Origin of the sequence: Flavobacterium laiguense, from assembly GCF_003097655.1 — a bacterium.
Lineage (GTDB): Bacteria > Bacteroidota > Bacteroidia > Flavobacteriales > Flavobacteriaceae > Flavobacterium > Flavobacterium laiguense.
Genome location: NZ_QCZH01000024.1, coordinates 1 through 25,971 on the forward strand (window position 1 = coordinate 1; position 25,971 = coordinate 25,971).

The following is a 25,971-nucleotide window of genomic DNA, read 5'->3' on the forward strand; positions in this document are numbered from 1 at the left end:
AGGTGGTCATTTTGAATTGGAATCAGGTGCTCACTTTAAATTGGAATTGGGTGGTCAATATCACCGGAATTTGCATTATGGTATCGTCAAAATCTTTTCTGGTTTGATCAAACATTCCTGTTTTTGGATCAATTTTGTTAAAATAGTCACTTATTAGGCTTTTCGTATTTTTATTGAAGGCCGTATTCTTTAAAAAAGTATGAATTTCTGTTTCTATGTAGTGGTGTATGATTTGTTCTAAATCGTTCGTAAATGGTTGCTCTAATTCTTTTAAAAAACTTTCTAATTCAAATTTCTTTTGTTCAATGACGCTAATTTTTTTATCTGAATTTAGAATCTTTATAATTTCAATAATTTGATTGATTTGCGCTTTTAAATCAATAATAATTGCACTAATTCTATTCTCAGAAGAACCTTTAATGTCGATTTGACCATACAAAGGATATACCTCTTTAAAAACAATTTCTTTAAAACTATACTCTTCAATTGCTTTATTTGAGTGAAAATAATTTTTAGCTTCTTTTTTAAATTTCCAATACACGCTGGAATGAATAGATGTATATTCTTTTTGAATAACTGCCTCTATTTGGTTTATCATGTCATTAATACTTTTTTCAACAGTGTCTGACAGGTATGGTAAAATCAATTCTAATTTATTGGCATTAACTGAATTTAATGCTCTAACCGTAGGCGACGCTAATTCTAATAATCCTAACAGTTTATTATCCTTACTCACTGGTGCTAATAAAAAACTTTGGAAACCTTGATTTAACAAATGATTAGATAAACGGTGGCTTTCTCGTAATAAAGCATACTCTTTAACATTGGGAATGACAAAATGTTTATTGTTCTCCATAAGACTATCATACGAACAACCACAAAGTGCATTTTTACAATCTGCTTCTTTTTCATTTAGAAGCATAAAACTTTTTAAGTTTTCATCGCTAAACGAAGGTTTCATAAATACATCTTCCTCTTCATCATAGAAAGTGAACCCGACTTTTAAATCTGGAATTTTGAACACCGATCTAAAAATAGACTCGAAACTTTCGTTAGATTTTGATTTTTCGACATCTGATTTTAACAAATTCGATTTTAAGTTAGAAACAGCACTTTCTACGGTAACATCTACTAATGAAACAATTGCAAATCCTTTTAATATCCAAGAATCTTCTGGAAAAGCTCTTTTCCACAACTCTAAATTATCATAGTTATCAACTAATTCATCGATTTCAGATTGAATTAAAAACTTAGTATTTTCTGTTGGAAGTATTTCTAAAAAATCGGCATTATATAATATTCTATAATGCCTTAAAATACCATCTCTATCTGGGATATCATAAAATAGTGGTTTTCCAAAATCAACATTTTGATGGTAGTATGCATTCAAGATCATTGTACAATTCATAACGTAGAACTGATGCTCATCCATGTCCCTGATACTCATATCAAATGAAACACCCACATCGTTCACTATTTTTTTAAAGCGCTCAGAGTAATTAAATGTAATATCATAAAAAGGAAGTGTTGCTGCTTTAATTTCATTTGAAGTAAGCACCGTGGGAAATAAGTCTGCTAATAAATTCTTAATTAATTCTTGATTATTCTCAATACTATCCAGATTCTCAATTCCTTCTCTAAATTCAGGCTTATCCTGGATTTGATTTAATAAAGCTTTTACATAATTAGATCTGTAGTCAATATTTGACAAGGCTATTTGTTCTAATCCTTCTATTAGTTTGTGAAAAGAAATCAAAATCTTGAAAGGACCTATGTATTTGTAATTCTTAGTCATAGAATTGTATTTATAACAAATTTAATCAATTTTATTTGCTGCTTGAGTGTTCATTAACATTGTTTTCCGTGCAGTATATAGTGTTAAAATCAAATCATAACTACTAAACATAATAATGTAATGATTGTATTTAATATTGGAAATCCGACTCTAAAAAGCAACATTTGAGTAAATTTAGCTATGTGTAAGAAATAGTGTGTCTTAAAACTAAATTGGACTTTACAATCATCGGCAACAACATAGGCTCTAAAATCACCTTCAATAACTTAGTTTCGGTATTTGGCAACAAAATCGGGCTGAATGATGAATTATCTTTTACTGTTTTTTTTTAGAATTAATTCATCCCTCTAGCAAAACCAACGGTATCACGATACATCTGAGGCGAAACCTCAGCGTTATTTTTAAAGAAACGACTAAAATAATGTTCGTCATCATAACCCAATTCAAAAGCAATTTCTTTTACTGCTTTGTTGGTGAGATACAATTCTCTTTTGGCTTCAATGATAATGCGTTCCGATATTAAATCGGTTAAGGTTTTGTTGAAATGATTTTTGGTGATTTTCGCCAAAGCTTTTGGGGTAATATTTAGCAAATCTGCATAATCGCTAGCAGAATGTTTGGTTTTGAAATTGGATTCAATATAATTCTTTAAATTTTGAAGTATAAAAGGAGCCGTGTTGCTGTTGTCTATTTGTTCTTCTTCAGGTTGCTGTTGGTTTTTTAATCTCGTAGCGGTTATTAAAAATATTTTTAGATAGGAAACCAGTAATTCATATTGTGCCAACTCTGTATTTTGTATTTCGGTAATCATTTGATCCACTACCATATCCAAAATATTTTGAGAATGTTCATCAACCGAAACATAAGGTGGTTTATAAATATTATTGAATAAAATACCATTGCACGCAATCTCTGCTTGATGTTTGTGAATACAGAAAAACTCTGGGTGAAAATTCAACACAATTCCCTCAATTTTTTCATCAGAGGTTAGCATAAATGGTTGATAAGGAGCAAAGGCTAATAATTGATTTTCTGTAAAATCATATTCAGAAAAATCAACTTTTACTTTACCGTTTCCTTTTTTAATCCAGATTAAAGAAAAATAATTTACTCTTTGAATTTCTTTAAACTGGCAATTGTCTTCAAAAATTGATAATTTAAAGGCAAGGTTTCCATTTTGAGGATTGACTAAAGTGAATGTAGATTGATCTAACATAGTATTATTTTATTACAAATTTAATTTAAATGAGATTATAAAAGTCAGTGACTCCAATATATCTGTTAACAGTAAAACCTTCTGCGAATTTTGCGTTTATGGGTCGTCCAAAAATACTGTTGGTGCTTTTTATTTGGTCTATTAACCCAGATATTCCATTGGCGTCATTACTATTTGCTGTAACAAATTGAGATTCAAAGGCTCGAATTGCTTTCAACTTTGTATCCATTTCTGAAGAAATATCAATTACAAAATCGGGTTCTATATAATAATCTTGAATGTAATGATATACTGCCTTTGGTCTCCACGCCTTTTGTTCTTCGTTATCGTCAAATGTTGTTTTCATTTTTAAACCCGATAGAAAACAGGCATCTGCCACTAATTTTGCGGCATTGGCGTGATCAGGATGACGGTCATGAATGGCATTACACAATACAATATCTGGTTGGTATTTACGAATCATTTGAATTACTTTCAAACGACTTTCCTCATTGTTTTCGATACTTCCGTCGAGTAAATTGAGTTGTTCTCTGTGCTGTATTCCTAATATTTTTGAAGCTGTAGCTGCTTCTGACTTTCTGCTTTGGGGTGTGCCATAACTTCCCATTTCACCGGTTGTTAAATCGATTATGGCAACTGTTTTTCCCATGCCAATGTGTTTAATTAGCACTCCGGCTGCGGCGCATTCTACATCATCGGGATGGGCTCCAAAAGCGAGTATGTCAATTTTGTATGGATTCATGATTCTTAGATCGAGGTTGTGTTAGGGATTGTAGCATTGTTTAGCTTTGCTCAGTTCGGCATAGCCTCGGGTGAGCTCTTTTTGTGAAATGCAATGAAACAAAAAAGCGAGTGCGGAAAGTCCGACCCGCTTTTTCTGCGGGGAACACCCAAATTAAGCTGCAAATTTCTTAAAAATCGTGGTGGCAATATGACCTCCAAAACCAAAGGTGTTGCTCATAGCGTAATTTACTTCTTTATATTGTGCTTTTCCTAAAGTCAAATTTAGTTTATTTACAAATTCAGGCTCGACTTCCGTCGTATTAATTGTTGGCGGAATGGTATTTTCTTGAATTGCTTTGATGGATAGAATTGCTTCGATAGCGCCAGCAGCGCCGAGTAAATGTCCAGTCATAGATTTCGTTCCACTGATATTCAAGTCGTTTCTTTCTCCAAAAACGCGATACATCGCCTTCAATTCACTTTCGTCACCCATATGCGTGGATGTTGCATGGGCGTTGACATAATTGATTTTTGAAGCATCAATATCGGCATCTTCTAAGGCATCAATCATTCCTAAATAGGCGCCTTCTCCTTCGGGATGCGTTCCGGTTAAATGATAGGCATCGGCCGCCATTCCGCCACCAACGATTTCGGCATAGATAAACGCGCCTCGTTTTTGTGCTGATTCAAGACTTTCTAAAACCAATGCTCCAGCTCCTTCACCCATAACGAATCCATCTCTTGTTACATCAAAAGGTCTTGAGGCAGTTTTGGCATTTTCATTATTAGTTGATAGTGCTTTTGAGGCATTAAATCCACCCAAGCCACTTTCATTAATGGGAGCTTCAGAACCTCCAGTGATAATGATATCTGCTTTTCCTAATCGGATATAATTGTATGCGTCGATAATCGCATTGTTTGATGAGGCACAGGCTGAAATGGTAGAGAAGTTAAGCCCTCTAAAACCGTGTCTTATTGATATAATTCCACTTGGAATATCGGCTATAATTTTCGGAATAAAATAAGGGTTGAAGCGAGGTATTTTACCGCCTTTTATAAATTCTTCTACTTGATCTTGAAAAGTTTGAATACCTCCATTTCCGGAACCCCAAATGACACCAATTTTGTCTTTGTTTACTTGTTCAAAGTTGATGTTGGCGTTCATTATCGCTTCTTCGGAAGCAGCTACAGCATATTGGGTAAACAAATCGTATTTACGGGCTTCGTTTTTTTCGAAATATTCACTTGCATTAAATCCTTTTACTTCGGCTGCAAATTTGGTTTTAAAATTCGTCGTGTCAAATTTGGTTATCAAATCAACTCCGCTTTTACCTGCAATACTATTCTTCCAGAATTCATCTACAGAATTTCCGATTGGTGTAATAGCTCCCATTCCGGTTACTACTACTCTTTTTAGTTCTTTTAACATGACTTTATTGATCGCTTTTTTTAAATAATTATTTATAAACCTGCGTCTTTTATTTTTTGTCTAAGCAATTGATTTTCCTTTTCCAATTGGGTAATTTTTTCGAGCTGTGGCTTTAGTGCTTTTTCAATTTCACCAACCGTAAAGCGTGGTGTAATGTGTTGCGGACAGTTCCAATCGTAGGCTTCTATATGAAACAACATTATGCGTTCTGGTCGGTATTGATATTCGCCTAAATCAAAAGAATCAAGTAATTCCGGACTGTCTTTCAATTCAACAATTTCCGCTCTGGCAAAAATTTTCAGTCTTGCTCTCGCTGGATAATCCATCATGATGAGTGCGACATTATTATTGGTTGCAACATTTCCAACGGAGATGTATTGTTTGTTTCCTGTGAAATCTATAAAACCAATGGTGTCCTTGTCAATGACTTTTACAAAGCCTTTTGGTCCACCACGATGTTGAATATAAGGGAAGTTTTTTACGCCAATTGATGCTAAATAAAAACTATCTCGATCTTCGATAAAACGCTTTTCATTTTCGGAAAGTCCGTCAATGATATTGAATTTTTCCATTCGTTCATAGCCTTTGCGACTGCCGTGTTTTTCCTGTAATTCTTTGACAGCATCGGTAAAAGCTATTTCTGCAAAATTTTTAGCCATTAGAAATTATTTAAATTTTCTATCTTTCTCGTCAATTGGTAAGTCATTGATGCTGGCAAAACGTTTACGCATCAAACCATTTTCGTCAAATTCCCAGTTTTCGTTCCCGTAAGCTCGGAACCATTGTCCATCGGCATTGTGGTATTCGTACTCAAAACGAACTGCCATACGGTTTTCACGAAAACCCCATAATTCTTTTTTGAGTTTGTAGTCGAGTTCTTTTTCCCATTTGCCTTTTAGAAATTCTTTAACGGCTTCACGACCATTGATGAATTCGGTTCTGTTGCGCCATTCGGTGTCGATGGTATAAGCCAAAGCAATGCGTTCTGGTTCTTTGCTGTTCCAAGCATCTTCGGCAAGTTGTACTTTTTGCAAAGCAGTTTCCATAGTAAATGGCGGAAGTGGATGTTTTTGTTCCATGATAATTTTATTTTTTAAATTATGATAAAGAGTTTATAGACAATAAATTGGACTGTAATAAAAGTTCAGAAATTTCAATTTCTAATGATTTTTGTTTGTCTTTAGCATACCATAAATGAAGCTGGTTTGCGTATGTATCTGCCGTTGTTGGATTAGACTTTAACTCCTTAACTAGCTTTTGAGCAAGTGCAGGTCTTGGTCCCCAAACTCCAGTAACATTATATTTAGAATCCAATTGGATTAATTTTGGAATTGACCGACCGTTATTGGTTAAATACTGATCCATTAATGGTAGATTTTGATCGCGATAGACCAATTTCATTTCTATTTTTCCTTCACTCACACTTTCAATTTTGTGCAATGCTGGAAGAATTTGTGATGCATCACCACACCAATGTTCGGTTAAAACCAACCAATAGGTTTTCTTTTTTAAGAGTTGAACTTCTTGTGTTAAGGTATCCGACAATGCAAAAGTTTTTTCTACACGGTGCATGCGATGTTGGTTCAAACTAATGTATTCTTTTATTTTTACATCGGAATTAGAAGCCAAATCATCCGCCATTTTTTCTTTGTATTCAGCATAATTAATTCCTTTATCAAGGTATTCTTTATACTCTAAATTTGTTATTGAAGCAATACTATTTTCAGTTGTCATAATTCTTTGTTTTGTTGAGTACAAAGTTGCAACAGTAACCTTTAATTTAAAATGGAGTATCAACGCAATGAGATGGACAATTTTCCCAATGAATGAAATTCATGTACACTATTAATTAAATTTTTAATCCAAGATAGAAAGACTAACCGTCATAATGTCTTTCAATATTTTTGGATTATTATTGGCCTTTATCGATACTCGTAATCCAAAAAAAGTATTGATAAAATATCTTGCTAATGCTTTTGCATCTTGTTTGGATGAAATTTGCCCTTTCTGTTGTCCCAGTTTTAAAGCGTTTTCTATGGCATTTTCAAAATCTTGTCTGTTGGAATCAATGATAGTTGCAATTTCGGGGTCGGTTCCAGATAATTCAGTAGCCGTATTTACTATAAAACATCCTTTTGGATTTACGGCATGACAATCTTGGTCAATAATTAACTGCAAGACTGTTGAAATGGTTTCTTTAACATTCTCAGTTTCTTGAAACATTGTAATAACAGCATCCGCAAATTCATGCTTGTACCGTTTTAAAGCCTTTATAAATAAAGAGCGTTTATCTCCATAAGTATCATAAAGACTCGACCTACTTAAACCTAAACCATCAACCAAATCATTAGCCGATGTGGTATTATAGCCTTTCGTCCAAAAAAGTTCCACCGCTTTGTCTAATACTTCAATTTCATCAAATGCTTTATTCCGTGCCATAGTATTTATAATTATAAAAATTTTGTCATCGCAAAGATACGATGACAAAATTAATTAAGGAACGATTGTTCCAATAAATGATAAAAAAATAGGTTTATACTACAGCGTTAACTCCTAGTCCACCATCAATTGGGTAATCTGAACCTGTAGTGTAAGCCGCATCGTCACTTGATAAAAAGGCTACAATTTTGGCCACTTGTTCTACTGTACCAAATCGTTTCAAGGGTATAGCATTTTGCATCGTTTGTGCCAATCCATTTACACTTTCTTCATCCAATCCCAATTTACCAAAAATAGGTGTATTTATTGGACCTGGACTAACCGAGTTTACACGTATTTGACGATCAGCAAGTTCAATTGATGCAGCTCTTACCAAAGAGTTTAATGAGGCTTTACTAGCAGCATATACGGAGCTATTGGCCATACCAGTAGTTGCATTTAATGAAGATAAGAAAGTTACAGCCGCTCCTTCATTCAAAATGGGAATAAACTTTTGTAAAGTAAAAAAAGCCCCTTTGAAATTAATATTCATAATAGAATCAAAATGATCCTCGGTCACCGATTCAATTGGAATAAAAGCAGCGATTCCAGCATTTATAAATAAAATATCTACTTTACCAACCGTACTTTCTACTTGTTTTACCAACTGATCTATGGCTACCAAATGACTTTGATCTGATACAATTCCGATTACGTTTAATTCTGCTGCTGTCTTTTTTACGGCTACTTCATTTCTACCAGTTATTACGACTGTAGCTCCTTCGGCAACTAATTCTTTGGCAGTTGCATATCCAATTCCGCTATTACCACCCGTAATAACAGCAATTTTCCCTTTTAATTTGTTTGACATTGCTTTCTCTTTTTAAGATTAAAATGCAAATATAATTCATTTTGGAACGATTGTTCCAAAATGAATTAAAAATTTTTTATTTATTTTGTTTTGGCAGAAAATAAATTAATGGAATTGCATATGCCCAGTGTCTCACCATTGAAACAAAAGGAATTATTGCTGCAATTTTAGTTCCTGCAATTCCGCCTCCTAAAAGAGGGAACATAAATAACCAAACTAAAGCAATCGTTTCTGCTGTAACAAATGTTAAAGCACGTGCCCAACTTGGCCCCCACAACGAAGGTGCGATTCCTGCATAAAGTACGGCTAGTAAAATACCGTTTGAGTAATGTCCCAAAACGCCGTAGGCCAAACCTAATTCTGTTTTTTCTCCAATAATTCCAGCGATATCCCACCATTGTCCCGTAAAGGCAAAACCTACAATGTCGAATGCTACTGTTCCTAATAATCCTGCTATGATGGCATTTTGCCAATTGATTTTTATTTCCATTTTTCGTTAATTTTTAAAGTTGTTTGTGTTTTAATTAATTTAATTTACTCTTGATGATAGCCTGATCAAATGCTTTCTTAATTTGTTCATTTGATTTTGCTACACTGATTCGAGAGATGATTTTTTTTGTTTTGGCATTGATAAAGGCAATCTCTCCTGTAACATTTCTTTTAGTGATTTCTTTATCAATTCCTAAACTTTCCAAAGCTACACTGCTAGCTTTTTTAGTTTCACTATCAGTTACATCGTAAACTAATATTGATACTACTGGCTCTTTGTAAAGTGGTAAAACTTCTGTGATCACACGAGTTCCATGTTCCTTGCAAGTTGGACACCAATCTGCCTTTGTAACTACGGCATAGACTTTACTTTCTGTTTGAGCAAATGCTCCAAAACTTACTAAGAACAACGCTACTACTAATTTTAAATTTTTCATTTGTTTATTATTTATGGTTTATATTGTTTAAAAAACTTCTTATGGCTATTGCCATTTCATCACTGTAACTCTCTAGAGCAAAATGTCCAGTATCATACAGATGAAAGTCAATATTTTTTAAATCTTTTTTGTAGGCTTCAGCTCCACTTGCAGGAAAGATATAATCATTTTTACCCCATACAATTAATGTTTTAGGTTGATATTTTCTAAAATAAGCTTGCCATTTTGGATAAAGCTTTACATTACTTTGATAATCATAAAACATAGCCAGCTGAATAGCATTGTTCTCAGGACGCGATAAATGACGCATATCCATTTCCCAGTTGTCATTACTTATTAAGGTTGCATTATGAACTCCGTGCATATATTGCCATTTTAATCCATCCATACTATGAAAACCTGCTAATGTTTTTTCGGTTTCTTTGTCATTAACATTCTTCCAATATTTCTTGAAAGGTTCCCAAAAAGTCTCTAAACCTTCATCATAGGCATTCCCGTTTTGGATGATTAAAGATTCAATTTTAGTTGGATTTTTTTCAGCTATTCGAAAGCCAATTGGTGCACCATAATCCATTAGATACAAGCTGTATTTTTGCACTCCTAAAGTATCTATTAACTTTTCCATAATAGTAGAAATGTTCTCAAAAGTGTAAGCAAAATTAGCCATTGCTGGTTGTTCACTTCGCCCATACCCTGGATAATCTGGAGCAATTAAATGATATTTATCCGATAGATTGTCGATTAGATTTCGATACTGAAAGGACGAAGTAGGATATCCGTGAAGAAGTACCAATGTTGGTGCATTTTTATTTCCAGCTTCTCTATAAAATATCTCAGTGCCATTTATTTTAATGGTATGATATGTTGTCGAATTTTTATTTTGTCCCTTCGCAATTTGAATAGTAAACAGAAATCCAAAAATTGCTGTATAAATTATATTTTTCATCTTATTTATTTTTCTTAAAAAATTTACTTTTACTTATTACAAAGCTGGAGCTAGTGGAAAATCAACTTCAACTTTGGTTAAATTGTGTAAATAATTCATCGCTGTTTTGTCACTTACTTGAAGAATTAAGTCTACTAAATTTTCGTTATTGTATCCTTCTTTAAAAAATGCATCAACCAATTCTGGATTAGCATATCCTCTTGTTTTTGTTATCTCTGCAGCCAATTGTACTAATGCATTAAGTTTTGCATCAGTTGCTTTTCCTTTACGGATGTCTAACAATTGCTCGTCTGTAAAACCATTCATTTTTCCTAATACTAAGTGAGCACTTTGACAATACACACAATTGTTTACTTGGCTTACAATTAAGTTTACGGCTTCTTTTTCTTTACCAGTCAAAGACGTTTTAGCATTTTGATACGCTAAGAATCGCTCTAATCCATTTTTTGAATAGGCAATAGTGGCATATAAGTTGGGAACAAATCCTAATGCTTTTTGTAGGTTGTCAAAAATTACTTGATTGTTTTCTGAAACTTCTGATCTTGTTGGAACTGTAAATGTTGTCATTTTATTTTTCTTTAAATTTGATTGTCGTTATTGACATTGCAAAGATGCGACCCCTTTAAAGTTTATAAAATGGACAATGAACGCCAGCTGATGGACAATTTTCCTTAATAGTGTTATTTTAATGCTTTTACCCGAAAACTATAACTTCATTAACTATAAAAGTCATTAACCGCAAGTTTAAGCATACTCCATTAACCATTGCTGGAGCGCCAACTGGAGCAACAATCCAAAATACAAAAAGCCCCATAATTCATAAATTATGGAGCTTTTTGTAGTGTGAATTTATTTAATAACCTTTACAAAGTTTTTCTTTATAAAACAGACCTTATACCAAATACCTACACAATATAGTCCAATCATATTTTTGTCACATCGAGCGAAGTCGAGATGCAACATAGGTTCTCGACTCCGCTCGAACTGATAAATTGGACTGTTTTATAAATATTTCTGGTATTAATTACAAAGCTGGAGCTAATGGAAAATCAACTTCAACTTTGGTTAAATTGTGTAAATAATTCATCGCTGTTTTGTCACTTACTTGGAGAATTAAGTCTACTAAATTTTCGTTATTGTATCCTTCTTTGAAAAATGCATCAACCAATTCTGGATTAGCATATCCTCTTGTTTTTGTTATCTCTGCAGCCAATTGTACTAAAGCATTAAGTTTTGCATCAGTTGCTTTTCCTTTACGGATGTCTAACAATTGCTCGTCTGTAAAACCATTCATTTTTCCTAAAACAAGGTGAGCACTTTGACAATAAACACAGTTGTTTACTTGGCTTACAATTAAGTTAACGGCTTCTTTCTCTTTACCAGTCAAAGACGTTTTGGCATTTTGATGCGCTAAGAAACGCTCTAATCCATTTACTGAATAGGCAATAGTGGCATATAAGTTGGGAACAAATCCTAATGCTTTTTGAAGGTTGTCAAAAATTACTTGGTTGTTTTCTGAAACTTCTGATCTTGTTGGAACTGTGAATGTTGTCATTTTATTTTTCTTTAAATTTGATTGTCGATATTGACAGTACAAAGATGCGACAGCTCTAAAGGTTATAAAATGGACAATAAACGCAAGGTGATGGACAATTTTCTCTTCTGAAAATTATTTTAAAGATTTAGCTGCAGCTACAAGAAGTTCGTTTGAAATCCTGTGCTTAAAGTCGGGGCTAATATATTCAAACTGAATCATTCCTTCTTTGTCTAAAATAAAAACAGCAGGCACTGGAAGAAAAGTTTTATTCACCCCTTCTGAACCTTCAGTAATAATTGGTTTGTAATTTTCTGGAGCTTGAAAAGCAATTCCAACTGCTTTTGACAATGCACCATCACTATCTGATAATAAGGTGTAATTAATTTTGTCTTTATCATCAATTGCTTTTAAACTTTTTGGAGAATCTGGACTTACTGCAATAATTTGATATCCTAAACTCAATAATTCTTTTTCAGCATCATTTAAAGCTGCCAAATGCATATTACAATAGGGACACCAACCTCCACGATAAAAAACCAAAATCGTTTTTTTGGAAGCTATCATTTTTGCTAAGTCAACGGTTAAACCGTCAACTGATTTTAAAGATGCTGCTGGAATTTTTTCGCTAATTAATAACGGGCAAACTTCTGTTGGCAATTTAGGTATTTCACTTTGTGCAAATACATTAAATCCGAAAGTAAGCATTGCAATACAAATCATTTTTTTCATAGTTTCTATCATTTAAGTTGACACAAAACTACATTGAGAATTCAGATAAATTTGTCAGCTAGTTTACAACTCAAGTAAAATAGCTGGAAAAACTACAATTTTGTAATATCTTCAATAATGATTTCTTTACGACTGTAGAGCAACAATCCTTTGGTTTCCATTTCATTCAGTAATTGAGTGGCTGTTTGTCTGGAAGTACAAATCACTTGAGCCATATCATTTTGGGTAAGGTAATTTTCAATTACAACCCTATTTCCAGTTCTTTTACCTTCTTTTTCGGCCCAATCTTTGAGGAATTGATACAGTCTAGTTTTGGCATCTTTGGAAATCAAATTGGAGTAACTGTTTTTAATGCGTTTCATTTTTAAGCCAACAAACTTGGTATATGACAAAGCTAAACTTGGATTTTTGAGTAATAACTCTTCGAAATCAGATAGTAAAAAACTACAAATAATTATTTCGTCTGTCAATGCTTTTGCATATTCATTGGAATCGGTATCGCTTTCTAAACTTAATTCGCCAAACAAATCTCCTTTTTGAATAATGTCTTTTATGGTTTCATTCCCCTCTTCATCGACAGCAACAATCTTGATATTTCCTTTTTTGAGCAAAAAAACTCGAGGTAAATCGGAAGAAGAAAAATAGATAATATCTCCTTTTTTGGCTTTTTTAAAACCCGTGATGATGCACAATTGTTTGATTTGTGACATACTTAATGTCCAAAATAATTTATGATCTCTAAGGTACCAATATTTTAATTCGTCGTACATGGAATTGGTGTTAGCTTATGTAAAATTAAGTAAAGCTGTATTAAAAAAAATGATTCTACTCAAATAAAAAATCCAAACTCGAAAATTCAAGTTTGGATTTTATGTATTGATTTCAAAGAATAAAATTAATTATGCGATCAACGTTCTTGAAATTACGATGCGTTGAATTTCTGAAGTTCCCTCATATATCTGGGTGATTTTCGCATCACGCATCATACGTTCCACATGATACTCGGCCACATATCCATTTCCACCGTGAATTTGTACGGCCTCAATAGTGGTATCCATAGCCGTTTGGGAAGCAAATAATTTGGCCATTGCTCCAGATTGCGAGATATCCATTCCAGCATCTTTTTGATAAGCAGCATTAAAGCATAACAATCTTGCCGCAGAAATTTGAGTGGCCATATCTGCCAATTTGAAAGCGATGGCTTGATGCTTGAAAATTTCTTTCCCAAAAGCTTTACGCTCTTGCGAATATTTTAAAGCCAATTCATAAGCACCTGTTGCAATTCCTAAAGCTTGGGAAGCAATACCGATACGTCCTCCATTTAATACTGACATAGCAAAATTAAACCCAAAACCATCAGCACCAATTCTATTTTCTTTAGGTACTTTCACATCATTAAACAACAAAGAATGCGTGTCAGAACCACGAATACCCATTTTCTTTTCTTTTGGTCCAATATCAAAACCAGCCCATCCTTTTTCTATAATAAAAGCATTGATTCCTTTATGCCCTTTTTCTACATCCGTTTGAGCTATCACAATATAGGTTGAAGCCGATGAACCATTGGTAATCCAATTTTTGGTTCCATTCAATAGATAATGATCCCCTTTATCAATAGCTGTTGTTTTCTGTGAAGTCGCATCTGATCCTGCTTCTGGCTCCGATAAACAAAATGCTCCAATTACCTCTCCTTTGGCAAGTGGAACTAAATATTTCATCTTTTGCTCTTCGTTACAATATTTCTCTATTCCGGCACAAACCAAAGAATTATTTACAGACATAATTACTGCAGCCGAAGCATCAACTTTGGCAATTTCGGTAATAGCGAGAACGTATGAAACACTATCTAATCCAGAACCACCATATTTTGGGTCAACCATCATTCCTAAAAACCCAAGCTCTGCCATTTTTTTGACTTGCTCTGTTGGAAATTTTGAGTGTTCATCTCTTTCAATTACTCCTTCTAACAATTCAGTTTGAGCAAAATCTCTAGCTGCTTGTTGAATCATTAATTGCTCTTCTGTTAAATTAAAGTCCATAAACCTTGTTTTTAATTAGTATGTTTGTGTTTTTAATAAAAAAATAATCTTAATACAGAAAATATCGCAATTACTTTTAGAATGTATTTTCTGATTATTCCTTGATGATTGTTTTGCTTTTTTAGAATTAATTCTGTTTATATTTAAAAAAATCAGTCAAAGATACTTTTTTATTGTGAATTTATTAATTTTGAAATGTAAATTTATCTTATGAAATCAGAAAACTATAACGTTATCGGAGTGATGTCTGGAACTTCGCTTGATGGAGTCGATTTGTCCCACATAAAATTTACTGTACTCAATCAAAATTGGACTTTTGAAATCCTTGAAAGCGAAACCATTAGCTATAGCAAAAAATGGATTGACGAATTAAAGACTGCAGTCGATTATTCCGATAGCAAACTTCAAAACTTAAACAAAGAATACACAGTACTACTTGCCTCTATTATTTCTGATTTTATCAAAAAGTATAAAATAGAGAATCTAGATGCCGTTTGTTCGCACGGACATACTATTTTACACCAACCTCAAAATGGTTTTACCCTTCAAATTGGCAATTTACCCGAAATTTCAAAATTGATTCAACAAACAGTTATTTGTGATTTCAGGGTGCAAGATGTACAATTGGGAGGTCAGGGTGCTCCATTGGTTCCTATTGGAGACCGCATCTTATTTTCAGAATATGATTATTGCATGAATCTGGGAGGCTTTTCGAATGTTTCGTTTGAAGATAATAACAATCGAATTGCTTTTGATATTTCTCCTGTAAATACGGTACTTAATTTTTATGCCAATCAACTGGGTTTCGATTATGACGACAAAGGCCAAATTTCACGAACTGGCAAATGCTCAATTGAATTACTCAATGAATTAAACGCATTAGACTTTTATCAAAAAAAGCATCCAAAATCTTTGGGTTTTGAGTTTGTAAAAGAAGTTGTTTTACCTATAATAGAGCGTTACCCAATGACCATTGAGGACAAATTACACACCTTTACAGAGCACGTAGCGATACAAATCGCATCGGCTTTACCCAATAAAAAAGGCAGTCTCTTGACAACTGGTGGTGGAGCATATAATGATTTCCTCATCGAACGTATTCAATTTCATTTACCCGAAATGAAAATTATCATTCCTCCCAATAAAATTTTAGAATTCAAAGAAGCTTTAATCTTTGCTTTACTCGGAGTATTAAAACTTCGAGGAGAAATCAACGTGCTCCAAAGTGTTACCGGCGCAAAATACGACCATAGTTCTGGTGCTATTTATTCTCTGTAATTTTAAAAAAACATTTAACACCTCTTTTACTACTACATATGTAAGTGTTTATTTACTAGAATCTTACCTTTTACACCAAACGGCCAACGGTAACACCCTAATTTTACGGTATTAATGAAATAGTAGTTTTAAATCCGACATTTATGATGAATTAGCATTATTTTTGCGCACAATTTATAAACCCCCCCAAGTTATGAAAAAAATATTATTAGTGATAACACTTGTTATTTCTGCCTTATTATCTGAGGTAAATGCTCAAAAACAAATCATTTTTGAAGGAGTAACTATCCCAAGAACGATTACATGCCAAAACAAGACTTTACAGCTTAACGGTGCTGGATCTAGATCAAAAATGTGGGTAGATGTATACATTCAAGCCTTGTATTTGAGTCAACTTTCTCAGAATCCTAAAGAAATCATTAATGACAATACCGAAATGTCGATTCGTATAGAAATCACTTCTGCATTAGTTTCGTCTGGCAAATTAACTAGAGCTATGCATACAGGGTTTGAAAAATCAGCTGGTGATCGCTTTAAAGCTTTAGAACCAAAAATTGAATTACTAAAAAGCTACTTGGCTGAAGAAATCACTAGGGGAGATGTTTTTGAATTAACATATAATCCAACTGGTTCTTCTGTTTGGGTTGTAAAAAACGGCGAACTTAAAGGAAAAGTCGAAGGTTTTGAATTCAAAAAAGTATTTTTCGGCATTTGGTTGGGTGACAATCCAGTAGATGAAGAATTAAAAAATAGCTTATTGGGATTATAGTATTGTTCCAAAATAAGCCCCTCATTAAAAAGTGCTTTTGTATCTATCGATGATATAAAAGCACTTTTTTATGGCTAAAAGGCAAAAGCAAAAAAAAAATACCAAATACATATTTCTCATAAAACCTTTCATATCTTTGGCAAAAAAAAACATATCACAACAATATGAAAGATTTATTAAAGAAATTCGAAAACAAAGCTCCTGAAATCATTTTTAATTGGAAAGATTCTGAAACCGAAGCCGAAGGTTGGACAGTGATTAACTCACTTCGTGGTGGTGCTGCGGGTGGTGGAACTAGAATGAGAAAGGGATTGGATATGAATGAGGTTTTGTCATTGGCAAAAACCATGGAAGTGAAATTTTCGGTTTCTGGACCAGCAATTGGTGGTGCTAAATCTGGAATAAATTTTGACCCAAATGACCCTCGCAAGAAAGGCGTTTTACAACGTTGGTACAAAGCGGTTTCTCCTTTATTAAAAAGTTATTACGGAACTGGTGGTGATTTAAATGTGGATGAAATTCACGAAGTGATACCAATGACCGAAGAATGTGGCGTTTGGCATCCTCAAGAAGGGGTATTTAATGGTCACTTCAAACCTACCGAAGCTGATAAAATAAATAGAATTGGACAATTACGCCAAGGTGTAATTAAAGTAATCGAAAATCCAAGATTCTCACCAGACGTAACTAGAAAATATACTATTGCCGATATGATTACCGGATATGGTGTTGCCGAAGCGGTGCGTCATTTCTACGATATTTATGGTGGCTCCGTAAAAGGAAAGAAAGCCATTGTTCAAGGTTTTGGAAATGTAGGATCCGCTGCTGCCTTTTATTTGGCCGAAATGGGAGCCAAAGTAATTGGTATTATCGACAGAGACGGTGGATTAATCAACGAAGAAGGTTTTACTTTTGAAGAAATAAAAGCATTATTCCTTGCCAAAGACGGAAATAAATTAGTAGCCGATAACATGATTCCTTTTGACGAAATCAATCAAAAAATCTGGACTATTGGTGCCGAAATATTTACGCCTTGCGCAGCCTCAAGATTGGTGGCTCAAAGTCAAATTGACAGCTTAATTGCCAATGGACTTGAAGTAATCTCTTGTGGAGCCAACGTTCCTTTTGCTGATAAAGAAATCTTTTTTGGTTCAATCATGGAAGAAGTGGACAGCAAAGTAAGCTTGATTCCTGACTTTATTTCTAATTGTGGAATGGCTAGAGTTTTTGCTTATTTCATGGAAAAGAAAGTGCAAATGACCGATGAAGCAATTTTTAACGACACTTCAGAAACCATCAAAAAAGCCATTGTAAAAGCACATGCCTTAAACAATTCTAAAAAGAATATTAGTGCTACAGCATTTGAGATTGCCTTAAAACAATTGACATAGCAGAACAACACTATTCTAAATACACATTAACACGGATTGAACAGCTTTGAAACTGTTTGACCCGTGTTTTTTTTATTCCCTGTTCTGGGTTTAACACAGCTGTCATTTTTTATTCTTGACAATTTTTAGTACTTTTCAACGTTTTTATAAGTACACTTTTTTAATTCAATTTTTACAATGAGTTCTACACTTTCCAACGATCAAAAGAAATCATTAGTCCTATCCATACTCATTTACGCATCGTTATTGTTGCTCTTATTTTTCATCCGATTTTGGCCTCCTTCCAATCTGGAAGAATTAGTTGGAGGTGGCGGAGGTGGTGGAGGCGTTACCTTAAATTTTGGCGATAGCGATTTGGGATCCGGAAAAAACACGCAAAGCGAGGTTTTGAATGTTCAGAATCAAATCAAACAAACTCCTGCCAAAAGCACTCCCGACGAAGCCATTTTATCTCAAGAGAATGCTGCCGAAGAAAGTGTTGTTATTCCGCAAAAAGAAAAAACTAAAAAAACGGACGTTGTTGTCAAAGAAACCCCAAAACCCGAAGTCGTTAAACCTAAAGTTTCCAATTCTACCAATGACGCTTTGTCCAGTATTCTGAAAGGCTCCAACAAAGGCGGCGACGGCGATGACAAAACTGCTGGCAACAAAGGGAAATCCAACGGAAGTTTGGCCGCAACTGGCTATTACGGCACTGGTGGTTCTGGTGGCGGAACAGGCGGTGGCAATGGAACCGGAAACGGCATTGGTAACGGAAGCGGTTATGGCCCAGGTAGTGGTGGCGGCTCTGGTGGAGGCACCGGAGGCGGCTCAGGCTATTCGCTTGGCAACAGAAAAGCGCTCTCTAAACCCGCTCCAAAATATACTTGCAACGAATCTGGCAAAGTGGTCGTAGAAGTTTCTGTAGATAGAAACGGAAACACCATCAACGCCGTTGCGGGCATAAAAGGCACAACCAACACCGCAAGATGTTTACTCGATCAAGCCCGAATTGCCGCTATGAATACCAAATGGGATGCCAGCAATGACGCTCCCGAAAAACAAGTGGGCAAGATTGTTTATAATTTCAATTTGAATTAAAAGAATAATTAGGAGCACAACTTCTCGGTTTCTCATCAAGTTTTGTCCCGCTGTATGTTATATTCCCGATTAACAAAAACTACGGCAAAAAAGCCTTGTTTTTCTAAATCGGGAGATGCCACTCCCATCGGGGCTAATTTACGGGTTTAGTTTTTTCGAAGAAATTTTCCCAAAAAGGGATCGAAACACATAAACGACTTAGCATGTCTTTGCGAGGAACGAAGCAATCTCACTCCGTATATCCATTCCAATAATTTACCTAGATTGGTTGACCCTGCTAGTGAGTTTGCTTCGTTCCTCGCAATGACTCTGTTTGTGTGATTTTGCGTGAGGGATAGAAACTAGCTGCCTTGTAGCGTGGATAGCCCGACCGCAATAAAATAAGGGGCAACTCTAGATTAATCTAAAGTAGCCCCTTATTTTATTGTGGTCACGCCCAACTGATTTTGAAAACGAAATTTTGAATTTTATTTCGGACTCGTGGCGATGACAAATTTTAAGTTGTTCTTCACTCCTATTTGCAACACATCAACCAAATCCTGCACTTGTAAATTGAACGGAATTCGAACAATTACCGTTTGGTCTTTTTGAGTGTTTATTTTAGACATCAAAGTAGCTTCTAGTTCTTCATAAGCAACAAGCTGCTTGTCGATATAGAATTTCTTGTCTTCGGTAACAGATAGACTGATGTATTGTTTATTGGTTTTTTCATTGGTTTTCGACTTTGGCAACGTCATTTTAATCACGTTCGGATTGGCCAAAGTGGAGATTATCAGGAAAAACAGCAGCAAAAAAAACATAATATCACTCAAGGACGAAGTAGCCACTTCGGCGTGAAATCTTCTTTTTCTTTTGATAGACATGGCTTATGCTTTTTGAATAATATTCACGAATTCCAATATTTGCTTTTGCACTTTCAAAGCATAATTATCAATCTTCCCGTTCAGCAAGTGATAAGCACTGTAGGCAATAATCCCAACAATCAAACCGGAACCGCTACTGATCATTTTTTCATACAAACCACCCGAGATATTACCAATACTGATGTTTTCGGTTACCGAGATGCTGTAAAAAATCTTGATTACCCCAGAAATAGTTCCGATAAATCCTAAGGTTGGAGCAATACCTGCGATAAGTCCCAATTGTCCTAAATGTTGTTCCATTTCGGCAATTTCGATATCGGCAGCACGATCCATATTCGATTCAATCTCGGCAATAGGACGACCGATTAACAATATTCCTTCTTTAATCACATTTCCGGAAGCCGTATTGGTTCTTTCGGTTATGGAACGAGCCAAATCGAAATTTCCAGCATTCAGGTGATCTCGAACATCTCGCATCAAAAGTGGGTCTATTTTGGAGACTCTATGAATGTATGAGTACCGCTCTATAACTACATAAAAAGTATAAAACAATAAAATTGCAATAGGGATTAAAAAAAATCCTCCTTTTAGAATAAAACCTAAAACGGAGATTTCGGTATTGGGAGCTATTTTTTCGATAACAACATTAGATGCAGCATTGGCAAGAGTATCAGCTTGTAATTGTATGAAACTAAACATATATTATTCTGGGTTTATAATCATTAATTCTAAAAAATATTTCAATTTTGTAGAAAGTATTTTTCACTGTAATATTAAACTAAAAAAAGCGGAAATTATTTCAATTCTCAACTATTTTATCAAAAAATAATGAACTATCAAGAAACCACAAACTGGATGTTTAATCAACTTCCAATGTATCAATTGCAAGGGGCTTCGGCTTATAAAAAAGACTTGACCAATGTCAATTTACTGGCAAACCATCTTGATAATCCCCAACAAAAGTTAAAATGCATACATGTTGCCGGCACTAATGGCAAAGGTTCTACCTCGCACATGCTTGCTTCAGTCCTGCAAGATGCGGGATACAAAGTCGGTTTGTACACATCTCCTCATTTAAAAGATTTTCGGGAACGCATGAAGATTAACGGTGTAGAAATATCCGAAGCTTTTGTTTGTGGATTCATCGAGCAGCACAAATTATTTTTTGAAGAAAACGACATGAGTTTCTTTGAAATGTCTGTTGGATTGGCCTTTGATTATTTTGCCAAAGAAAAAGTAGATATCGCTATTATCGAAGTAGGATTAGGCGGAAGGCTGGATGCCACAAATATTATCACCCCCTTGGTTTCTGTGATTACAAACATAGGTATTGATCACGTTCAGTTTCTGGGCAACACCTTAGAATCTATTGCAACCGAAAAAGCTGGGATTATAAAACCCAAAATTCCCGTTATTATTGGCGAATATACCCCTGAAACTCTGCCTGTATTTTTGGCAACAGCCGCAACAAATAAAGCGGAGATCTATTTCGCTTCCGATTTAATTTCAGAAACAGACCCTTCCGATTTACTGGGCGATTATCAAACGCATAATAAAAAGACGGTTACCCAAACTTTCAAAGTTTTAAACGAGCAAACGAATTTTAAAGTGAGTGCCGAAAATATAAAATCGGGATTGCTTCATGTGGTAAAAAACACTGGATTACTAGGCAGATGGCAACAATTAGGCAAAAATCCAAAAGTAATTTGCGATACGGCACACAACAAAAACGGTCTCGAAATTGTTTTGAATCAAATACAAAAAGAGACTTTTGACCACTTGCATATTGTGCTTGGAGTTGTCAATGACAAAGAATTGGAAGAAGTACTACCGCTATTTCCCAAAAATGCAACGTATTACTTTTGCAAGCCTAATATTCCACGAGGTTTGGATGCTTCTTTGTTACAAGAAAAAGCACTGCAATTTTCGTTGACCGGAAACACATACTATTCAGTAACAGACGCTTACGAATCAGCTAAGAATAATTCTACAAAAAATGACTTTATCTATATTGGCGGAAGTACCTTTGTAGTAGCTGAATTACCCTTAAATAAAGAGCTTTAAACAATTCTTAATTTTTCTCTTAAAATAAATTAAAAATTCATAACGACTTGATTAACAATTGACTAAATTTATACGTGTTTTTTGTTAATTAATCATTTAATTTTTAATTTATTATGAAAAATAGAAACCTTTTTTCGCTTGGACTGTTAATTTTAACATTCTTTTCTGGCATGAACATCCATGCTCAAGATCCCCCAAAACCTGTATACATTACCATTACAACCCTACACAGAAATTTGAATACTGACGGTAAAGATTGGAAGACAACGGAACAAGAGTTCTTTGACAAAGTAACGAGTAAAAACGAATTAATAATTGGCCACGAAATTCTGACTCATTATTATACCGAAAACAACTCTGAAGTTTTGATGGTAAATGTCTATAAAACCTGGGAAGACATTGAAAAATCAGGTACTATCACAGAAGACCTTATCAAAAAAGCATGGCCTGATGAAAAAACCAGAACTGCATTTTTAGAGAAACAAAATAGTTATTATTCTCCGATGCATTCTGATGAAATCTACTCCTCCATTACCTCTGTAGGAGAAAAAGAATTCAAAGCCACCACAAAAGAACCAATGGTTGTCTATATCCGCAGATCTCAAATGGCAATGACCGGAAAGGGAAAAGGCATGAAAGAATACAATGAGAAAGTTACCCTGAAAGACCCTTACATCAAAGCCTATTATCCTTATCGCCACGCTTGGGGGTCGGATAGCAGGGACTTTATGGAGGCTTTCTTTTTTGACTCTTTATCTGATCTAGAAAAATCGAATGAAAAACAAGATGAATTAGCAAAAGCAGCATGGCCAAAAGAAGCCGACAGCAAGGCTTTCTTTGATGAATTAAAACTGGCATTCACAGGTATTCATGGTGATTATATCTACCACAATCTACCAGCTGTTTCTAAATGAAAAATAAAAATCCTCTCAATTAATTTTCGAGATTATTAATTAGAGTATTCAGAGTTATATTATGTTCTTCCGACGAAGGAGGAATAACACATGAAAAATTCAGACTGTGTAATTTCTCCTTCGTCGAAATGACAAAAAAACATTTCAGGTAAAAATTACAATAATGAATTTGCATTCATTAGTCCTCCGTATCTTGAGTTTCCTCGATTTCATTGCCTTGCCTACCCACTTTCACTTTGGGATTATCTTTATTCCCTGTAACAGTTAACGGAATTCCAATAATTCCTAATGGAGGTAAACCCAATCTCATTTTTAGATTTAATTTTCCATCTAAGCTAGACGTTCCTTCTATCCTTGGTCTGAAGCCAGCAAATTTAAATTTAAATCGCTCAATGGTAATAATGTTATTTTTTACCGTTGTCTTAATATCTACTTTAGAAAGTTCAGGATTTTTAAGCGCTTCATGATCCGTAGTTTTACTCACGGCATTGAACATTTTCATCCCTTTTACTTTTACATCTTTTATAGACAGCACACCTCCACCGATTAAAGAAGGATAAATCGGTTGCATTTGCTGGTTGAGTCTTCCTTTTATTTTGTAATCCAAAGAGATAATTCCCTCGGCATTTTCGGCAGCACTAGCCATTTCCCGGAACATTTTTACTTCTTTGTAGGCTCTTTTTATATCAAAATCTGTGGCTTTAATACTGTATTCAAAAACTGCTTTTTTAGGAGTTATTCCTTGGTAAGCAGCATTCATAGCGACATTACAACCAATTAAATTGAATCCTGTATTCTGCATCAGCATTCTTCCGTTCTTCATTTTTACGGCACCTTTCCCGTCTTGCAAAATAAGTCCTTGATAATTAATTTTGTGGGCCGTTGCGTAAAATTGCAGATCAAAATTGGAAGGAATTAAAATTACTCCCGTTTCTTGAGCTACTGGTTTTGGAGCACTATTCGATGTAGAAGTTGCAACAGGAGTGGAACTCGTACTCGACATAAATTCATCAACATTGATGTATTTCGAATTCAAAGTAAATGACCCTTTTAAAACCCCATTTTTATCAGCAATGAAATTGAATACATTCTGCAAATAACCGTTCAGCTTAAAATCAGACTGACCATAGGAAGCCAAAAAGGTGTTGAAAGACATTTTATCCTGATTGAATTTAAAGATCCCCTCTTTAATCAATAATGATTTAGGCAGGTACTCAGTAGCCACTTTTATATTCCTAAGCTCAAGAGTTCCTTTGTTTTGTAATTTACTGTAGTTTCCTTTTTCAGCATAGCTTTGTATCCCTTTTAATTGCAAATCTGCCTTAATAGAACCATCTACATCCAATCCTTTTTGAGAAAACACTTTGTATATTTTGCTGACATTTAGCGTTCCTTTGGCCTTAATATCATAATTTAAATCATCAAAATTCTTCAAATCAGCTTCTACCCAGAAAGGCTCTCCTTCAAAAGTAAAACCAGCAGGTTTCAACAACACCGAAAGGCCGTCAAAGGTTCCTTTTTGATTGTTAATGTTCGAAACAATATTGATATTGGTTATTGCATTTGGATAATATTGCGTTTTTATAAATCCGTTTTTCAAATTCAAAGTTCCGTTCGTATTTGGAAAAAGTCTTTGTTTTTGGTCGTATTTCCCCTTAGCTTTCAAATCACTAACCAGCATTCCTTTTAATTCTAAATTCGGAATTCCAAGTGCGCGATTTAATTTCTCTAAATCGATTTGAGAACTCAAAACCATATCTATGTCTGGAGTGGTCATTCCATTCATTTTCAATTTGGCCTTAAGGTAATTTTTCTCGATATTTAAAGATACGTTTTTGGCGCCCAGCATTAAAAGCTCTGGATTTAATGAAGGGACTTTCGTGGAAATATCAATATTTAAATTAGAAACTGGAAAGGCACTTTTTTTATAATTTACAAATCCGTCTTTTAGTTTGAAATCTAAATTCAAATCGGGTGCTATGTTTTGAGAAGCAATGTATTTTCCTTTAAGAGTAAAAAGCAAATCTACACTTCCTTTCAATTCCGTGTCTTTTAGCCAAGTAATGTATTTGGGAGGAAAAGCGGTAAAGAGATCGTATAAATTACTTTTGTTTGATTTTATTTTAAAATCGATATCATAACCATCCTTTAAAAAATCAAATTTTCCCGTAAAATCAACTAAAAGTGTATTGATAAAAAGGTCGTTTTGCTCAAAAACAAAAGACAGCGAATTGGTATTTATTTTGGTAATCAAATCCCCATCTACTTTTTTATTCATCAAGTAAGGTTCATTTTCATAAATGATATTCAGTTTCTCGATTTTTGCTTTCGAATGCAAGGCAAATATTGCTTGACTCAAATCCCCATTCCCTAAATAATTGAAACCTACCGCATCTATGTGAATATTCGTGGATTGATCATCATAAATGATTTTACTGTTAGTAATTTCAATCTCTTCTAATTTTAATCCCGTTTCTGACTTTTCTTCTTTTGGAGCAGTTACCTTCTCCGCGATATACACATTATAATTGGCCTCCCCTTTTTTGTTGACTTTGATATTAATCAATGAATTGGAAAGGAAAATTTGGTCGATATCAATAGCTTCCCCAAAAACAAGGCTGCTTAAATTGATTCCAAAAGCAATCTCATCTGCAGTAATTAATTTTTCATTTTGAAAAGGAGTCGATCCGTTGAGCTTAAAATCGTTTAAAGTCAAGGTCAACGATGGGAAATGTGTAAAAAAAGAAACTTTGGCTTCCGAATAATTTAGCTCTCCATTTAATTTTTTATTAGCCGTTTTTTTGACTTGCTCTTCTATTTTATCCGAAAAAGCAAAAGGCGTAATAAACATCAGTGCCAATAAAACCACAATCGTTCCACCTGTATATTTTAAAAACTTAAAAACAATTGATTTATAATTGATTGAAGCCATTATGCGTTTGGTATGAATGAATTAAAAATAAAAACTTGATTGTATATTACT

Annotated in this window: 26 protein-coding genes; 6 read left to right on the top strand and 20 right to left on the bottom strand. The window is 34.4% G+C overall.

Going from position 1 to position 25,971, the window contains the following annotated elements:
- Positions 1-22: 22 nt before the first annotated feature.
- From DB891_RS15175 to DB891_RS15255, 17 genes are all read right to left on the bottom strand, one after another.
- A complete protein-coding gene (locus DB891_RS15175; RefSeq protein ID WP_124019526.1) occupies positions 23-1,711 on the bottom strand; it encodes a GAF domain-containing protein in 1,689 nt (562 codons plus the stop codon).
- Positions 1,712-2,129: 418 nt separating this feature from the next.
- Positions 2,130-3,011: a helix-turn-helix domain-containing protein gene (locus tag DB891_RS15180; protein WP_116764433.1), complete on the bottom strand. Its 882-nt coding sequence runs from the start codon at positions 3,009-3,011 to the stop codon at positions 2,130-2,132.
- Positions 3,012-3,036: 25 nt separating this feature from the next.
- Complete coding sequence (gene bshB1 / locus DB891_RS15185; RefSeq protein WP_116764434.1) at positions 3,037-3,753, bottom strand: bacillithiol biosynthesis deacetylase BshB1; 717 nt, start codon at positions 3,751-3,753, stop codon at positions 3,037-3,039.
- 153 nt (positions 3,754-3,906) lie between these two features.
- Positions 3,907-5,163: a beta-ketoacyl-ACP synthase II gene (fabF, locus tag DB891_RS15190; RefSeq protein ID WP_116764435.1), complete on the bottom strand. Its 1,257-nt coding sequence runs from the start codon at positions 5,161-5,163 to the stop codon at positions 3,907-3,909.
- A 32-nt stretch (positions 5,164-5,195) separates the two neighbouring features.
- Complete coding sequence (locus tag DB891_RS15195; RefSeq protein ID WP_116764436.1) at positions 5,196-5,822, bottom strand: pyridoxamine 5'-phosphate oxidase family protein; 627 nt, start codon at positions 5,820-5,822, stop codon at positions 5,196-5,198.
- Positions 5,823-5,828: 6 nt separating this feature from the next.
- Positions 5,829-6,242 carry a nuclear transport factor 2 family protein gene (locus DB891_RS15200; RefSeq protein WP_116764437.1) on the bottom strand — a complete coding sequence of 138 codons (414 nt, stop codon included), beginning with the start codon at positions 6,240-6,242 and terminating at the stop codon, positions 5,829-5,831.
- 19 nt (positions 6,243-6,261) lie between these two features.
- Positions 6,262-6,897 (bottom strand): thioredoxin family protein, encoded by a 636-nt coding sequence (locus tag DB891_RS15205; RefSeq protein WP_116764438.1) that lies wholly within the window; start codon positions 6,895-6,897, stop codon positions 6,262-6,264.
- Positions 6,898-7,020: 123 nt separating this feature from the next.
- Positions 7,021-7,602: a TetR/AcrR family transcriptional regulator gene (locus DB891_RS15210; protein WP_116764439.1), complete on the bottom strand. Its 582-nt coding sequence runs from the start codon at positions 7,600-7,602 to the stop codon at positions 7,021-7,023.
- A gap of 94 nt (positions 7,603-7,696) precedes the next feature.
- Positions 7,697-8,452 carry an SDR family oxidoreductase gene (locus DB891_RS15215; RefSeq protein WP_116764440.1) on the bottom strand — a complete coding sequence of 252 codons (756 nt, stop codon included), beginning with the start codon at positions 8,450-8,452 and terminating at the stop codon, positions 7,697-7,699.
- Positions 8,453-8,528: 76 nt separating this feature from the next.
- Positions 8,529-8,942, bottom strand: a complete 414-nt coding sequence (locus tag DB891_RS15220) for a hypothetical protein (protein WP_116764441.1) — start codon at positions 8,940-8,942, stop codon at positions 8,529-8,531.
- Between the two features lie 34 nt (positions 8,943-8,976).
- Positions 8,977-9,378 (bottom strand): hypothetical protein, encoded by a 402-nt coding sequence (locus DB891_RS15225; RefSeq protein WP_116764442.1) that lies wholly within the window; start codon positions 9,376-9,378, stop codon positions 8,977-8,979.
- Positions 9,379-9,385: 7 nt separating this feature from the next.
- The gene (locus DB891_RS15230; RefSeq protein WP_116764443.1) at positions 9,386-10,324 is read right to left on the bottom strand and encodes an alpha/beta fold hydrolase; all 939 of its coding nucleotides are present in this window, start codon (positions 10,322-10,324) and stop codon (positions 9,386-9,388) included.
- A 36-nt stretch (positions 10,325-10,360) separates the two neighbouring features.
- A complete protein-coding gene (locus tag DB891_RS15235; RefSeq protein WP_116764444.1) occupies positions 10,361-10,891 on the bottom strand; it encodes a carboxymuconolactone decarboxylase family protein in 531 nt (176 codons plus the stop codon).
- Between the two features lie 457 nt (positions 10,892-11,348).
- Positions 11,349-11,879, bottom strand: a complete 531-nt coding sequence (locus tag DB891_RS15240) for a carboxymuconolactone decarboxylase family protein (protein ID WP_116764445.1) — start codon at positions 11,877-11,879, stop codon at positions 11,349-11,351.
- Positions 11,880-11,993: 114 nt separating this feature from the next.
- On the bottom strand, positions 11,994-12,590 hold the full coding sequence (locus tag DB891_RS15245; protein ID WP_116764446.1) for a peroxiredoxin-like family protein: 597 nt from the start codon (positions 12,588-12,590) through the stop codon (positions 11,994-11,996).
- Between the two features lie 92 nt (positions 12,591-12,682).
- Positions 12,683-13,360, bottom strand: coding sequence for a Crp/Fnr family transcriptional regulator (locus tag DB891_RS15250; RefSeq protein ID WP_116764447.1), 678 nt, complete (start codon positions 13,358-13,360; stop codon positions 12,683-12,685).
- A gap of 129 nt (positions 13,361-13,489) precedes the next feature.
- Positions 13,490-14,629 carry an acyl-CoA dehydrogenase family protein gene (locus DB891_RS15255; protein ID WP_116764448.1) on the bottom strand — a complete coding sequence of 380 codons (1,140 nt, stop codon included), beginning with the start codon at positions 14,627-14,629 and terminating at the stop codon, positions 13,490-13,492.
- Between the two features lie 210 nt (positions 14,630-14,839).
- On the opposite strand from DB891_RS15255, the gene DB891_RS15260 reads away from it, so the two are divergent.
- The 4 genes from DB891_RS15260 (at position 14,840) to DB891_RS15275 (ending at position 19,147) form a co-directional block, all read left to right on the top strand.
- Complete coding sequence (locus DB891_RS15260) at positions 14,840-15,907, top strand: anhydro-N-acetylmuramic acid kinase (RefSeq protein ID WP_116764449.1); 1,068 nt, start codon at positions 14,840-14,842, stop codon at positions 15,905-15,907.
- A gap of 193 nt (positions 15,908-16,100) precedes the next feature.
- Complete coding sequence (locus DB891_RS15265) at positions 16,101-16,676, top strand: chalcone isomerase family protein (RefSeq protein WP_116764450.1); 576 nt, start codon at positions 16,101-16,103, stop codon at positions 16,674-16,676.
- Positions 16,677-16,840: 164 nt separating this feature from the next.
- Positions 16,841-18,067, top strand: coding sequence for a Glu/Leu/Phe/Val dehydrogenase dimerization domain-containing protein (locus tag DB891_RS15270; RefSeq protein WP_116764451.1), 1,227 nt, complete (start codon positions 16,841-16,843; stop codon positions 18,065-18,067).
- A 177-nt stretch (positions 18,068-18,244) separates the two neighbouring features.
- Positions 18,245-19,147 carry an energy transducer TonB gene (locus tag DB891_RS15275; RefSeq protein WP_116764452.1) on the top strand — a complete coding sequence of 301 codons (903 nt, stop codon included), beginning with the start codon at positions 18,245-18,247 and terminating at the stop codon, positions 19,145-19,147.
- Positions 19,148-19,614: 467 nt separating this feature from the next.
- Here the strand turns inward: DB891_RS15275 and DB891_RS15280 are convergent, their stop codons facing one another.
- Positions 19,615-20,010, bottom strand: coding sequence for an ExbD/TolR family protein (locus DB891_RS15280; RefSeq protein ID WP_116764453.1), 396 nt, complete (start codon positions 20,008-20,010; stop codon positions 19,615-19,617).
- Between the two features lie 3 nt (positions 20,011-20,013).
- Positions 20,014-20,709: a MotA/TolQ/ExbB proton channel family protein gene (locus tag DB891_RS15285; protein ID WP_116764454.1), complete on the bottom strand. Its 696-nt coding sequence runs from the start codon at positions 20,707-20,709 to the stop codon at positions 20,014-20,016.
- 129 nt (positions 20,710-20,838) lie between these two features.
- On the opposite strand from DB891_RS15285, the gene DB891_RS15290 reads away from it, so the two are divergent.
- Positions 20,839-22,074 (top strand): bifunctional folylpolyglutamate synthase/dihydrofolate synthase, encoded by a 1,236-nt coding sequence (locus tag DB891_RS15290; protein WP_116764455.1) that lies wholly within the window; start codon positions 20,839-20,841, stop codon positions 22,072-22,074.
- A gap of 113 nt (positions 22,075-22,187) precedes the next feature.
- The gene (locus DB891_RS15295) at positions 22,188-22,988 is read left to right on the top strand and encodes a hypothetical protein (RefSeq protein ID WP_116764456.1); all 801 of its coding nucleotides are present in this window, start codon (positions 22,188-22,190) and stop codon (positions 22,986-22,988) included.
- Between the two features lie 178 nt (positions 22,989-23,166).
- On the opposite strand, the gene DB891_RS15300 is transcribed toward DB891_RS15295, so the two are convergent.
- Complete coding sequence (locus DB891_RS15300; protein ID WP_116764457.1) at positions 23,167-25,920, bottom strand: AsmA family protein; 2,754 nt, start codon at positions 25,918-25,920, stop codon at positions 23,167-23,169.
- Positions 25,921-25,971: the final 51 nt, after the last annotated feature.